This window comes from Pseudomonas sp. TREG-RG-20F-10-E-6-01 (assembly GCF_022662455.1).
Taxonomy (GTDB): domain Bacteria; phylum Pseudomonadota; class Gammaproteobacteria; order Pseudomonadales; family Pseudomonadaceae; genus Aquipseudomonas.
The window spans coordinates 244,768-258,554 of sequence record NZ_JAKNQP010000005.1; the positions used below are offsets into that span (position 1 = coordinate 244,768).

General features: G+C 61.9%; 12 protein-coding genes and 1 riboswitch. Of the genes, 10 read left to right on the plus strand and 2 right to left on the minus strand.

Annotation, left to right across the window (positions count from 1 at the left end; genetic code table 11):
• Positions 1-5 precede the first annotated feature (5 nt).
• Entirely contained in the window at positions 6-1,283 is a 1,278-nt protein-coding gene (gene waaA, locus L8K08_RS17255) for a lipid IV(A) 3-deoxy-D-manno-octulosonic acid transferase (protein ID WP_242198927.1), read from the plus strand.
• A gap of 110 nt (positions 1,284-1,393) precedes the next feature.
• On the opposite strand, the gene L8K08_RS17260 is transcribed toward waaA, so the two are convergent.
• Complete coding sequence (locus L8K08_RS17260) at positions 1,394-2,833, minus strand: TolC family outer membrane protein (RefSeq protein WP_145160113.1); 1,440 nt, start codon at positions 2,831-2,833, stop codon at positions 1,394-1,396.
• Between the two features lie 197 nt (positions 2,834-3,030).
• A riboswitch (TPP riboswitch) is annotated at positions 3,031-3,136 on the plus strand.
• Between the two features lie 146 nt (positions 3,137-3,282).
• On the opposite strand from L8K08_RS17260, the gene thiC reads away from it, so the two are divergent.
• Entirely contained in the window at positions 3,283-5,187 is a 1,905-nt protein-coding gene (gene thiC / locus L8K08_RS17265; RefSeq protein ID WP_145160115.1) for a phosphomethylpyrimidine synthase ThiC, read from the plus strand.
• Between the two features lie 155 nt (positions 5,188-5,342).
• A complete protein-coding gene (gene cytX, locus L8K08_RS17270; protein WP_242198930.1) occupies positions 5,343-6,632 on the plus strand; it encodes a putative hydroxymethylpyrimidine transporter CytX in 1,290 nt (429 codons plus the stop codon).
• Here the strand turns inward: cytX and L8K08_RS17275 are convergent.
• Positions 6,601-7,347 carry an RsiV family protein gene (locus L8K08_RS17275; RefSeq protein ID WP_242198933.1) on the minus strand — a complete coding sequence of 249 codons (747 nt, stop codon included), beginning with the start codon at positions 7,345-7,347 and terminating at the stop codon, positions 6,601-6,603. The genes cytX and L8K08_RS17275 overlap by 32 nt on opposite strands.
• Before the next feature lie 195 nt (positions 7,348-7,542).
• Here L8K08_RS17275 and L8K08_RS17280 point away from each other — a divergent pair, with 195 nt between their 5' ends.
• From L8K08_RS17280 to L8K08_RS17310, 7 genes are all read left to right on the plus strand, one after another.
• The gene (locus L8K08_RS17280; RefSeq protein WP_145160119.1) at positions 7,543-8,160 is read left to right on the plus strand and encodes an NUDIX domain-containing protein; all 618 of its coding nucleotides are present in this window, start codon (positions 7,543-7,545) and stop codon (positions 8,158-8,160) included.
• Entirely contained in the window at positions 8,151-8,600 is a 450-nt protein-coding gene (locus L8K08_RS17285) for a DUF1249 domain-containing protein (protein WP_003209507.1), read from the plus strand. The genes L8K08_RS17280 and L8K08_RS17285 overlap by 10 nt, the downstream gene beginning before the upstream one ends.
• An 85-nt stretch (positions 8,601-8,685) precedes the next feature.
• Positions 8,686-9,501, plus strand: coding sequence for a 3',5'-cyclic-AMP phosphodiesterase (gene cpdA / locus L8K08_RS17290; RefSeq protein ID WP_242198934.1), 816 nt, complete (start codon positions 8,686-8,688; stop codon positions 9,499-9,501).
• A gap of 205 nt (positions 9,502-9,706) precedes the next feature.
• Entirely contained in the window at positions 9,707-10,315 is a 609-nt protein-coding gene (locus L8K08_RS17295; protein ID WP_145160123.1) for a YqiA/YcfP family alpha/beta fold hydrolase, read from the plus strand.
• A gap of 44 nt (positions 10,316-10,359) precedes the next feature.
• Positions 10,360-12,264: a DNA topoisomerase IV subunit B gene (gene parE / locus L8K08_RS17300; RefSeq protein WP_145160125.1), complete on the plus strand. Its 1,905-nt coding sequence runs from the start codon at positions 10,360-10,362 to the stop codon at positions 12,262-12,264.
• Positions 12,264-13,259 (plus strand): esterase-like activity of phytase family protein, encoded by a 996-nt coding sequence (locus L8K08_RS17305; protein WP_242198936.1) that lies wholly within the window; start codon positions 12,264-12,266, stop codon positions 13,257-13,259. Before parE ends, L8K08_RS17305 begins: the two co-directional genes overlap by 1 nt.
• Positions 13,256-13,777: a TIGR02281 family clan AA aspartic protease gene (locus tag L8K08_RS17310; RefSeq protein WP_242198939.1), complete on the plus strand. Its 522-nt coding sequence runs from the start codon at positions 13,256-13,258 to the stop codon at positions 13,775-13,777. Before L8K08_RS17305 ends, L8K08_RS17310 begins: the two co-directional genes overlap by 4 nt.
• Positions 13,778-13,787: the final 10 nt, after the last annotated feature.

Genomic DNA, 13,787 nt, shown 5'->3' on the forward strand with positions numbered 1-13,787 from the left:
CCGCCATGAATAGAACTCTCTATAGCTGTCTGTTTTACCTGGCGCTGCCGTTGGTGGCTTTACGTCTGTGGCTGCGTGCGCGCAAGGCGCCGGCCTACGCCAAGCGCGTCGGCGAGCGGTTTTCCTATGGCCTGCCGGTGATGCAGCCGGGCGGGATCTGGGTGCATGCGGTATCGGTAGGTGAAAGCATCGCCGCCGCGCCGATGATTCGCGGGCTGATGGCGCGGCATCCGACGCTGCCGATCACCGTCACCTGCATGACGCCCACCGGGTCCGAGCGCATTCAGGCGTTGTTCGCCAATGAGCCGCGCGTACAGCATTGCTACTTGCCGTATGACTTGCCGTGCGCGGCCAAGCGTTTTCTAGATCGCGTGCAACCTAAGCTCGCCGTGATCATGGAGACCGAGTTGTGGCCCAACCACATTCACGCCTGTGCCCAGCGCGGTATTCCAGTGGCACTGGCCAATGCGCGGTTGTCGGCGCGTTCGGCCAAGGGTTATGCACGGTTTGCCAAGCTGACGGCGCCGATGCTGGCGCAAATGAACTTGTTCGCGGTGCAGACGCGCACTGAAGCCCAGCGCTTCCTGAGCCTGGGCGCACGCCCGGAAACCGTCGAAGTCACCGGCTCGATCAAGTTCGACCTGACCATCGACCCCGAGCTGACGGTGCGGGCTGCTGCCTTGCGTGAGCAATGGGGCGCCAGCGAGCGCCCGGTGTGGATCGCCGCCAGCACGCACGAAGGCGAAGACGACGTGGTCCTGGCTGCGCATCGCCAGCTGCTCGAAAGTTATCCCAATGCATTGTTGATTCTGGTGCCGCGTCATCAGGAGCGCTTCGGCCCGATGTTCGAGCTGTGCGGGCAACAAGGCTTTGCCACGGTGCGCCGTTCCAGTGGCGAGCCTGTGACCGCGCAAACGTCGGTGCTGCTCGGCGACACAATGGGCGAGTTGCTGTTTCTCTATGCCCTGGCGGACAGCGCGTTTGTCGGCGGCAGCCTGGTGCCGACGGGCGGGCATAACCCGCTGGAGCCGGCAGCGCTGGCCAAGCCTGTGATCATGGGGCCGCACCTGTTCAACTTCCTCGAAATCAGCGCGATGATGCGCGAGGCCGGGGCGTTGCGAGAGGTGGATGACGCCGAGGGCTTGGCCGAGGCGGTGCGGCAGCTGTTCGAGCTGCCGCAGGATGCGCGCAAGATGGCGCAGGCGGGGCTGGCAGTGATGCAGGCCAACCAGGGCGCGCTCAAGCGCCTGCTGGATGGCCTGGACAGACTGATTCAACGCTGACCCAAAGGTGGGAGCTGGCTTGCCTGCGATAGCATCACCTGGGTGTAACTGATACACCGCGGTGTCGGTATCGCAGGCAAGCCAGCTCCCACATTGGTTTTGTGCTGAGCTTAGTAGCCGGGGCGAGCCTTGAGCTGTTCGGCGGCGGCCTTGGCCAGGTCCGGTGGCAGGAAGTCCTTGTCCGGGTTGTAGTCAGCCTTGAGGTAGCGCGTCAGGTCCTGCAAATCGCCCGGGCTCAGCGTGCCCGCCGCCTGCTTCAAGCGCAGGTTGTCGAGGATGTAGTCGTAGCGGCTGTTGTTGTAGTTGCGCACGGACGAGTAGAGCTGGCGCTGTGCGTCCAGCACGTCGACGATGTTGCGCGTGCCCACCTGATACCCGATTTCCGTGGCTTCCACCGCGCTCTGGTTGGAGATGATCGACTGGCGGCGTGCCTGCACCTGTTCCACGTCGGTGTTCACCGCGCGGTGCAGGTTGCGGGTGTTTTCCACCACTTGGCGGCGCAGGCCTTCGCGTTGTTGCTCACTTTGGTCGAGGCGTGAATAGGATTCGCGCACTTGCGAGCTGGTGAGGCCGCCGCTGTAGATCGGGATGTTCAGGCGCAGGCCGATGGTGCGTTGCGACACATCACCGCCGTAAGGGATAGGCAGTTGATTCGGGTTGCTGAAACCCAGCGCGTCGTTGTCACCCTTTTCGTATTGCGCCACCGCATCGAGGGTCGGCAAGTGGCCGGCCTTGCGCTGGCGCAGGGTTTCTTCGGCGGCCGTGACCGCGTAGTTGCTGGCCAGCAGGTTGAGGTTCTGGCGGCCGGCCGTCTCGACCCAGGCCTTGGCATCATTCGGCGCCGGTGGCAGCACCGGCAGCGTGTGCACGATGCCCTGGATGGCGTTGTACTCGCGGTTGGTCAGGGTGATCAGCGCTTCGAAGGCGTCATCCACCTGGCGCTGGGCGACGATGCGGTTGGCGCGGGCGGTGTCGTAGCTGGCCTGGGATTGCAGCACGTCGGTCTTGTCCGACAGGCCCACGTCAAAGCGTTCGTTGGACTGATCGAGCTGGCGCTTGAAGGCGTTTTCTTCGGCCTTGGTCGAGGCCAGGTTGTCCTGGGCGCGCAGCACCGCGAAGTAGCTCTCGGCGCTTTGCAGGATCAGGTTCTGTTCGGTGGCCGAGAGCTGCAGCGAGGCCTGCTCGTTGACGGCTTCGGCGGCTTGCAGCTGGAACCAGCGGTCGGCACGGAACAGCGGCTGACTCAAGGTTGCGCGCCAGGAGTGCGCATCACGGTTGGCGGTGGCCGCCGGCTGGTCGATCTGGGTGCGCACGTTATTGCTGTCGGCGCCGGCCGACAGGTTTGGCAGCAAGCCGGCACGGGCCTGGGGCACCACTTCTTTCTGCGCGCCGTATTGGGCGCGGGCGGCGGCCAGGTCGGCGTTGTTGTTCACCGCTTCCTGGTAGACGCTGACCAAATCGGTTTTGGCGGACAAGGGCGCTTCAGCTGCCCAGACCATTCCATTGGTCGCACAAGACACGGCAAGAGCCAGTGAGAGTTTGCGCAGCATGAGGCGATCCCTAGTGTGAATATTACGGCGATAATTTAGCGCCCAAGGCTAAGGCTGGCCATTTCTGGCGTCAAGCCATTGTGGCGGCAACCGAGTGTAGTGTTGCTGACCCGGCGCAACAATCCCGCAATCACGCCATTCATCACGCTGAATGCACCGCCATTGGCAATTTGCCCACGCCATGGTCTAGACTGGCCGCGTTCTTGTCGGGGTGCCTTGTTGGAAGGCTGAGATCGGTAAATACCGGATCCCGTTGAACCTGATCAGGTTAGCGCCTGCGTAGGGAACAAGATTTCTCGTCACCCGGCGAGTCCTCTTGTGCTTCGTCCGGGATGTTGTTCGACAATCGAACAGCCCTCGTGCCTTGCACAGCACTGGTTTCAGTGCGTCCATCCGTCACAGGTTCGCTCCGACAAAAATCCACCGCCTGGATAGTTGGAGAGCCCGTGATGAGCACAGAAATAAAAAGTACAAAACTGAAAACCACCGTGCACTTGAGTGAGTCGGCCAAGGTCGACTCCGGCTCCGTGCAGCCGTTTACCCGCTCGCAAAAAATCTACGTGCAAGGCACTCGTCCGGACATTCGTGTGCCGATGCGCGAAGTCAGCCTGGACGTGACCCCCACCGACTTCGGCGGCGAAATCAACGCGCCCGTGGTGGTCTACGACACCTCCGGCCCGTACACCGACCCGAATGTGATCATCGATGTGCGCAAAGGCCTGGGCGATGTGCGCTCGCCGTGGATCGAGTCGCGTGGCGACACCGAGCGCCTGTCGGGCTTGAGCTCGCACTTCGGTCAACAGCGCCTGAGCGACGCCGAACTTACCGCGCTGCGTTTTGCCCACGTGAAAAACCCGCGCCGCGCCAAGGCCGGCGCCAACGTCACGCAGATGCACTACGCGCGCAAAGGCATCATCACCGCCGAGATGGAATACGTCGCCATCCGCGAAAACATGAAGCTCGAAGAAGCCCGCGCCAGCGGCCTGCTCGAGCAGCAACACGCCGGCCACAGCTTCGGCGCCAGCGTGCCGAAAATCATCACCCCCGAATTTGTGCGCGAAGAAATCGCCCGTGGCCGCGCGATCATCCCGGCCAACATCAACCACACCGAACTGGAACCGATGATCATCGGCCGTAACTTCCTGGTGAAGATCAACGGCAATATCGGCAACAGCGCTTTGGGTTCGTCCATCGAAGAAGAAGTGGCGAAACTGACCTGGGGCATTCGCTGGGGTTCGGACACCGTCATGGACTTGTCCACCGGCAAACACATTCACGAAACCCGCGAGTGGATCATCCGCAACTCGCCGGTGCCGATCGGTACCGTGCCGATCTACCAGGCCCTGGAAAAAGTTGGCGGCGCCGCTGAAGACCTGACCTGGGAGCTGTTCCGCGACACCCTGATCGAACAGGCCGAGCAGGGCGTCGATTACTTCACCATCCACGCCGGCGTGCTGCTGCGCTACGTGCCGCTGACCGCCAAGCGCGTAACCGGCATCGTCTCGCGTGGCGGTTCGATCATGGCCAAGTGGTGCCTGGCGCACCACAAAGAGAACTTCACCTACACGCATTTCGACGAAATCTGCGAAATCATGAAGGCCTATGACGTCAGCTTCTCCCTTGGCGACGGACTGCGTCCGGGCTCGATTGCCGACGCAAACGACGCCGCGCAATTCGGTGAGCTGGAAACATTGGGCGAGCTGACCAAGATCGCCTGGAAGCACGACGTGCAAACCATGATCGAAGGCCCCGGCCACGTGCCGATGCAGTTGATCAAAGAGAACATGGACAAGCAACTCGAATGCTGCGACGAGGCGCCGTTCTACACCCTCGGCCCGCTGACCACCGACATCGCGCCGGGCTACGACCACATCACCTCGGGCATCGGCGCGGCGATGATCGGCTGGTTCGGTTGCGCGATGCTTTGCTACGTCACGCCCAAAGAACACTTGGGCCTGCCGAACAAGGATGACGTGAAGACCGGGATCATCACCTACAAGATCGCGGCGCACGCTGCGGATTTGGCCAAGGGACATCCGGGAGCGCAGATCCGCGATAACGCCTTGAGCAAGGCGCGGTTCGAGTTCCGCTGGGAAGACCAGTTCAACCTTGGTCTGGACCCGGACACCGCGCGTTCGTATCACGACGAAACCTTGCCGAAAGACTCGGCCAAGGTCGCGCACTTCTGCTCGATGTGCGGGCCGAAATTCTGCTCGATGAAGATCACCCAGGAAGTGCGTGAGTACGCGGCCAACCAGCGCATTGAAGCGGTGGATGTGGACGTGGCCAAGGGCTTGGCCGAACAGGCGCAGCGGTTCAAGCAGGAAGGTAGTCAGCTTTATAAGAAGGTCTGATCCATAGGCGACGGTGCCTGCACTGCCGTCATCGCGGGCAAGCCCGACTCCCACATTTGATCGAGTTCCACCTTTGGAATGCGGTCGAATGTGGGAGCGGGCTTGCCCGCGATAGCGATCTAGCAAACAACACATGCCCCTCAGAGATAACACCCTTGAGCATTCAACCGAGTACCTACTCCCCCGATATAGCGGTGCCGAGCGACAAACGCGTCTTCGGCGCCCGCGACCTGTTCTCCCTGTGGTTTTCCCTCGGCATCGGCCTGATGGTCCTGCAAACCGGCGCCTTGCTCGCACCCGGCCTGGGCTTGTCCGGTTCGCTGCTGGCGATATTTCTCGGCACGCTGGTGGGCGTGCTGCTGCTGGCCGCCGTCGGCGTGATCGGCAGCGACACGGGCCTGTCGGCCATGGCCGCGCTCAAACTCAGCCTAGGGGCCAAAGGCGCCAGCCTGCCGGCATTGCTGAACCTGCTGCAGCTGATCGGCTGGGGCTCGTTCGAAATCATCGTGATGCGCGACGCCGCCAGTTTGCTGGGCACCCGAGCGTTCAGCGAGGGTAGCCTGCTGGCGAGTCCTTTGCTGTGGACGCTGTTTTTCGGTGGTTTGGCGACGTTACTGGCCGTCAGTGGCCCGCTGACTTTTGTGCGCCAGATCCTGCGCAAGTGGGGCATCTGGCTGCTGCTGGCCGCCTGCCTGTGGCTGACCTGGAACCTGTTCGCCAAGGCCGACCTCGCCGCGTTGTGGGCAAAATCCGGTGACGGCTCGATGCCGTTTGCGGTGGGTTTTGATATCGCCATCGCCATGCCGTTGTCGTGGCTGCCGTTGATTGCCGATTACTCTCGCTTCGGCAAACGCGCAAAAAATGTATTCGGCGGGACGGCGCTGGGCTTTTTTATCGGCAATTTCTGGCTGATGAGCCTCGGCGTGGCTTACACCCTGGCGTTCGCGCCAAGCGGTGAAGTGAATGCGCTGTTGCTGGCGCTGGCCGGTGCGGGCCTGGGCATTCCGCTGTTGCTGATCCTGTTGGACGAGTCGGAAAACGCCTTTGCCGATATTCACTCGGCGGCAGTCTCCAGCGGGATTTTGCTGCGTTGGAAGGTCGAACACCTGGCGTTGGCCATCGGCGTCATCTGCACGCTGATCGCCTGCTTCGCGCCGTTGGCGCAGTACCAGAACTTCCTGTTGCTGATCGGCTCGGTGTTCGCGCCGCTGTTCGGCGTGGTGCTGGTGGATCACTTCATTCTGCGCCGCCGTGGCCAGGGCCCCGTTCGCAACCTGCACGGGGCGGCGCTAGTGGCCTGGCTGGGTGGCATCGCCACGTATCACGTGCTGGCCAACCTGTATCCGGATATCGGCGCGACCCTGCCGGCACTGGTGCTGGCAGGGCTGTTGCAGTTGATATTGGGCCGGGTCTTTAGTGGCGCGCGGGCATCAGTTCAGGCTTGAGCACGCCCGTCAGACGCGCATAGGGGATGGTCATTTCGATCAGCCCCAATGCGTACGGGCCAATGGTGGCCACGTTGTACTTGAGTACCACGCCGTCGCTGGTCAAGGCCACGTTCGGGGTTTTCTGGAACGGCCAGTTCTTCACGAACTCCGGGTCGCGGTCCATCTGCGAATTGATCAGCCAGCTATTGTGGGCGACTTTCGCGGTGTTCCAGAACGCCTGTTCCTGACCCGGCAGCAGCATGTCGGTCAGGCTCAGCTCTTTGTGCTGCAGGCGTGAATAGTTGATGAAACCGCGGCCGGGTTCACCGTGGGCGGCTCCGGTGTCCAGGTAGCTGGACACTTCAATGATCACCAGTCCGTCATGCTGGTCACGTACCTTGGCCTGCAAGTACATGCTGTTGCGGTCTGGCGATTCGCGCAGGAACTTGTCCCGGTAGGCATTCAGCGTCGGCGGCACGCTGGCGCCGGGCGTGGTGCGGGTCATTTGCAGCAGGCGTTGCTCCACAATCGTGTCGAGCTGCGGCTCGCTGGGGAAGTGCACGGTATCAATGTTCACCAGCGGGCAGTCAGGGCTGCCGCAGCCGGGTTTGATCTGTTCGGAGGCGTCCGGTTTGGTGTCCAGCGGCTTCAGGTAGCTGGGCTGGAACAGGCTCTGGCAGGCACCCAGGGTCAAGGCAATACAAGCCACGGAGGCGATTTTTAAAAGCGACATGTGCGTCCTTCGGAAATCGATGGAAAGCGAAAAAGAGTAGCGCTTCGACTGCGAACAGAGCCGTCAGTTCGCCACTAAGCTGATTAGAGTGAGTTTGACCTCCGCCGTCTATCCCGGCAACTGGAAAGGGGCTGCATCAAGTGGCAAGGGCGCGTTAGGATGGCGCGAATTGCACCCGCGTAAACGAGGAAGAATATGACGGACATTGCTAAATCGACGCCGAACAAAATCGAGATTGTTCAGCGCGACAATGCCTACAAGGGCTTCTACAAGCTTGATCGCGTGCAACTGCGCCACGAGAAATTCGATGGCGGCATGAGCCGGGTGATCAACCGTGAAGTCTTTGTTCGGCACGACGCGGTGTGCGTGTTGCCTTATGACCCGCAGCGCGATGAAGTGGTGCTGATCGAGCAATTCCGCGTGGGCGCCATGGGCCGTACCGACAACCCGTGGCTGATAGAAATGGTTGCCGGCCTGATCGACAAGGATGAAGAACCGGAGGAGGTTGCACACCGCGAAGCCGAGGAGGAAGCTGGGCTGACATTCTCCGCGCTGTGGCCGATTACTAAATATTTCCCATCGCCCGGCGGCAGTACCGAATTTGTCCACTTGTACCTGGGCCGTTGCGACAGCACCGGGGCCGGTGGCGTCCATGGACTGGAAGAAGAGGCAGAAGATATCCGCGTCACCACCTGGGCTTTCGAAGATGCCCTGCAAGCGGTGCGTGACGGCAAAATTTCCAACGCAGCCAGCATTATCGCCCTGCAATGGCTTGCGCTTAATCGCGCGGAAGTGAGGGGGTTATGGCAGTAAAGGCACGGGAACGATATCGCGTTGACCTGATCGGGTTGCAAGCCGCCTGCGAGGCCAACTATGCGCGGCTGATGCGCTTGCTCCCCGACATGCGCCACACCCCGGAGGCGCGGCGCATTGCCGTGACCCACGGCGACCAGATGCTTGGCGTGCTGACCCTTGAAGTCATCGTCAACTGCCCGTACACCACCACCCTGCGCGTGCGTCAGGAGCACAGCCTGCCGTGGCTGCCGGTGCCGCAGTTGGAGGTGCAGGTCTACCACGATGCGCGCATGGCCGAAGTGATCAGCGCCGAACATGCGCGACGCTTTCGCAGCATCTATCCTTACCCGAACGTGTTCATGCACCAACCCGATGAGAAAGCACAGCTCAATGTGTTCCTCGGTGAATGGCTGAGCCACTGCCTGGCCCTGGGCCATGAGTTTGAAGTCGTTCGGTAGATGTGAACTGCGTCTTTCCTCTTTGCGTCCTGCCCTAGCATAATCGCCCACCTGTCCTTTTCTGTGATTGCCTTGGGAGAGCGCCTTGCCGAGCGTATCCACCGTGAACCCTGATGCGCCAGCGCTGCTGGTGCAGCTGTCCGACAGCCACCTGTATGCCGAGGCCGATGGCACGCTGCTGGGCATGAACACCCGCGAAAGCCTGCAGCGAGTGATCGGGTTGGTGCGCTCGCAACAGCCGCAGATCGATTTGCTGCTGGCCACCGGCGACCTGTCCCAGGACGGCACGCTTGAGTCCTATCAACAGTTTCGCGACCTGACCCGACAGATCGACGCGCCGGCGCGCTGGATTCCCGGCAATCACGACGAGCCGCAGACCATGGCCCTCGCCGCCGAACACAGTGATTTGCTGGAACCGGTCGTCGACATTGGCAACTGGCGCGTCACCTTGCTGGATTCGGCTGTTCCAGGCTCGGTGCCCGGTTACTTGCAAGATCAGCAACTGCAATTGCTTGCCCAGGCCTTGAGCGAGGCGCCTGCCCGTCATCATCTGGTGTGTTTTCACCATCATCCGGTGCCCATCGGCTGTGCGTGGATGGAGCCCATTGGCCTGCGCAACCCGGAGGCTTTGTTTGCGGTGCTCGAGCGCTTTCCGCAGGTCAAGGCGCTGCTCTGGGGCCATGTGCATCAGGAAATCGACCGCGATCGCAACGGCGTGCGCTTGCTGGCGTCGCCGTCCACCTGCATTCAGTTCGCGCCGGGCAGCGAAGACTTCAAGGTCAGCGAGCAGGCGCCGGGTTACCGCTGGCTGCGCCTGCACGCCGACGGGCGGTTGGAGACCGGCGTAGAGCGGGTCGAAGGCTTCGCGTTTACCATCGATTACGGCAGCAACGGTTACTAAACCCTGCAAACACTGATTAAAAATGTGGGAGCGGGCTTGCTCGCGAAGGCGGTGTATCAGTCACCCGATGTATTGACTGACACTCCGTATTCGCGAGCAAGCCCGCTCCCACATGGGTTCTTCTCTGACTGGACGATAGGGGCCTCACACACCACCCCGATCCCTGTAAACTGCGCCTCTTTGGCTGATGCACGGAGAGCCCGGCATGTCTGCTTCGATCTTGTATATCCACGGTTTCAACAGTGCGCCGGCCTCCAACAAGGCCAGTCAGTTGATCGCCGTGATGGACAGCCTCGGCCTGGCCGACCAATTGCGCGTGCCGGCCCTGCATCACCACCCGCGCAAGGCAATTGCTCAATTGGAAGACGCGATTGCGCAGCTGGGGCGGCCGCTGCTGGTAGGCAGCTCACTCGGCGGCTACTATGCAACCCATCTTGCCGAACGCCATGGCCTCAAGGCGCTGCTGGTCAACCCGGCGGTCAGCCCGCATCGGATGTTTGACGGTTACCTGGGGACCCAGAAGAACCTCTATACCGATGAAACCTGGGAGCTGACCCACGACCACGTTGCGGCCCTGGCCGAACTGGAAGTGCCAGCCCCGCAGGACGCCGCGCGTTATCAGGTGTGGTTGCAGACCGGGGATGAAACCCTGGATTATCGCCTCGCCCAACAGTATTACCGGGCCTGTGCCTTGCGCATCCAGGCCGGTGGCGACCATGGCTACCAAGGGTTCGCCCGGCAACTGCCTGCGATGTTGAGCTTTGCCGGCATTGGTGCAGATCAGTATCAATCCTTCGACTTTGCAGCCCTGTAAAGCCGCAGGTTACTTTTTAATCGAACGACTCACGACGAGACCCCATGGCCACTCCCAGCGCTAGCTCTTATAACGCCGACGCCATCGAAGTCCTCTCGGGCCTCGACCCGGTGCGTAAACGCCCAGGCATGTACACCGACACCAGCCGGCCGAACCACCTTGCCCAGGAAGTCATCGACAACAGCGTCGACGAAGCCTTGGCCGGGCATGCCAAGTCGGTACAAGTCATCTTGCACGCCGACCATTCCCTGGAAGTGTCCGACGATGGTCGCGGCATGCCGGTGGACATCCACCCCGAAGAGGGTGTGTCGGGCGTCGAGCTGATCCTCACCAAGCTGCACGCCGGCGGCAAGTTCTCCAACAAGAACTACCAGTTTTCCGGTGGCTTGCACGGTGTGGGTATTTCCGTGGTCAACGCCCTGTCCACGCAGGTCAGGGTCAAGGTCAAGCGCGACGGTAACGAGTACCAGATGACCTTCGCTGATGGCTACAAAGCCACCGACCTGGAAGTGATCGGCAGCGTTGGCAAGCGCAACACCGGCACCAGCGTGTACTTCGCGCCGGACCCGAAATACTTCGATTCACCCAAATTCTCCATCAGCCGCCTCAAGCATGTGCTCAAGGCCAAGGCCGTTCTGTGCCCGGGCCTGTTGGTCAGCTTTGAAGACAAAGGCACCGGCGAGAAGGTCGAGTGGCATTACGAGGACGGCCTGCGTTCCTACCTCGAAGACTCTGTAAGCGACTTCGAACGCCTGCCCAACGAGCCGTTCTGCGGCAGCCTGGCCGGTCATAAAGAAGCCGTCGACTGGGCGCTGCTGTGGTTGCCTGAAGGCGGCGACAGCGTGCAGGAAAGCTACGTCAACCTGATCCCCACCGCCCAGGGCGGCACCCACGTCAACGGTTTGCGCCAGGGTTTGCTGGACGCCATGCGCGAATTCTGCGAATACCGCAGCCTGTTGCCACGCGGCGTGAAGCTGGCGCCGGAAGACGTGTGGGAGCGCATCGCGTTCGTGCTGTCGATGAAAATGCAGGAGCCGCAATTCTCCGGTCAGACCAAAGAACGCCTGTCGTCGCGTGAAGCGGCGGCGTTTGTCTCCGGCGTGGTCAAAGATGCGTTCAGCCTGTGGCTCAACGAGCACCCGGAGCTGGGCCTGGCCCTGGCGGAGTTGGCGATCAATAACGCCGGCCGCCGTTTGAAGGCCAGCAAAAAGGTCGAGCGCAAGCGCATCACCCAAGGCCCGGCATTGCCGGGCAAGCTGGCCGATTGCGCCGGGCAGGACCCGATGCGTTCCGAGCTGTTTCTGGTCGAAGGTGACTCCGCCGGCGGTTCTGCCAAGCAGGCGCGGGACAAGGAATTCCAAGCGATCCTGCCGTTGCGCGGCAAGATCCTCAACACCTGGGAAGTCGATGGCAGCGAAGTCCTCGCCAGCCAAGAGGTGCACAACATCGCCGTGGCCATTGGCGTCGACCCAGGCGCGGCCGACATGAGCCAGCTGCGCTACGGCAAGATCTGCATCCTCGCTGACGCCGACTCCGACGGTTTGCACATCGCCACGTTGCTGTGCGCGCTGTTCGTCCAGCACTTCCGCCCATTGGTGGATGCCGGTCACGTCTACGTTGCCATGCCGCCGCTGTACCGTATCGATTTGGGCAAAGAGATTTTCTACGCGCTGGACGAAGCCGAGCGCGATGGCATCCTCGACCGCCTGGTCGCCGAGAAGAAACGCGGCAAGCCACAGGTCACGCGATTCAAAGGCCTGGGTGAGATGAACCCGCCGCAGCTGCGCGAAACCACCATGGACCCGAACACGCGGCGCCTGGTGCAGTTGACCCTGGAAGACTTCGCCGGCACGTCGGAAATGATGGACATGCTGCTGGCGAAAAAGCGTGCGCCGGATCGCAAGGCCTGGCTGGAGTCCAAAGGCAACCTGGCCGAGGTTTTGGGCTGATGCGCACAGGTTTCGCCCTGGCGATCCTGATGTTGAGCGGGTTGGCGGCGGCCCAAGTGGCCGCCGAGCCCGTGGCTGAGCTAAAGCTGATATCCGAGCATCCGGTGGACGGCATGCGCGGCGGTAACCTCTCGGGCCTGGCGGTATGTGGCCAGGCGCTGTGGACGGTGTCCGATCGCGATGACGACCAGATTTACCGACTCGACATCAGTACGCCGACCTGGCAGGCCGAAACCGTGAAGATTGACGTGCCGCCGGTGCCCGAGTCCGGTTTGCCCTGGGGTTTGCGCTCGCGCACCAAGGCTGCGTCGTTCATTCGCGGTGGCGACCTCGATTTTGAAGGCATTACCTGCGATGCCGCCGGCAACCGCTACATTGTCAGCGAAGCCCATGCGGCGGTGCTGCAAGTGCCGATGGCGGGCGCCCCTGAGTGGTTGAAAATCGCCCCTGGCATGGTGCGTGAAGCCCGCGCCAGTGGCATGTTGCTGCACTTCAACGCGTTGTTCGAAGGCCTGGCGGTGAATCCTGCCGGTAATCAGATTTGGCTGGCGGCCGAGCGTGAGCGGCGTGGCTTAATCTCGATCAAGCGCGGGCAGAGCGTATGGGATTGTGACGGTCCCTGTGTGTTGTTGAGCGAGGCTGGCCAGGAAGTGCAGCCGGCGCAGTTCACCAACGCCAAGGCTGTGTCCAAGGACTTTGCCGACCTGGCGCTGTTTGACGGCAAGCTGTTTACCCTGGAGCGCAATGCGTTCCAGATTTGCCGGCGCGATGCGGTCACCGCCAAAGTCGAGCTGTGCTGGTCGTTTGCCGACGAAACCCTGATGCCGAAACGGCGCTATGCCCAGCCCTACGGCCTGGCCGAAGCCCTGGTGGTGGATGCAGAGGGCGCCTGGCTGGGGATCGACAACAATTTTGGCCCGCGTGCCGATGGTGAAAAACGCCCTGTGGTCTATCGTTTCGCCGCGCCTGCCGGCGGCTGGAGCGCCCAGCCATGAGCGGGCAGCCGCCCGGCAAGCGCGCCGGACGTGTGCTGATGTTTGTGGCATGGGGCGCCGGGCTGTTTTTGGCTACGCGGTTTTTTGGGCAGTGGGAAGCACGTCAGGAAAATCCCAATGCGGTGGTGACCTCTCAGCAACACGAGGGGTACATCGAAGTGAAATTGCTGGGCAACGGCCAAGGGCATTTTGTTGCCAGCGGCCAGATCAATGGTCATCCGGTGGAGTTTATGCTCGATACCGGCGCGACCGATGTGGCGGTGCCGGCCGAATTGGCCGACCGCCTCGGGCTTAAACGTGGCCTGCCGGTGACCTTGAGCACCGCCAACGGCCGTGTTCAGGGCTACCGCACCCACCTCGACCGCCTGAAACTGGGCGATATCGTCCTGCAGGACGTCCGCGCGATCGTGGCGCCGGGCTTGGACGGGGAACAGGTGCTGCTGGGCATGAGTGCATTGAAACAACTTGAATTTACCCAGCGCAGCGGCACATTGCTGCTGCGCCAGACCAAACAATGATGAGGCCCGC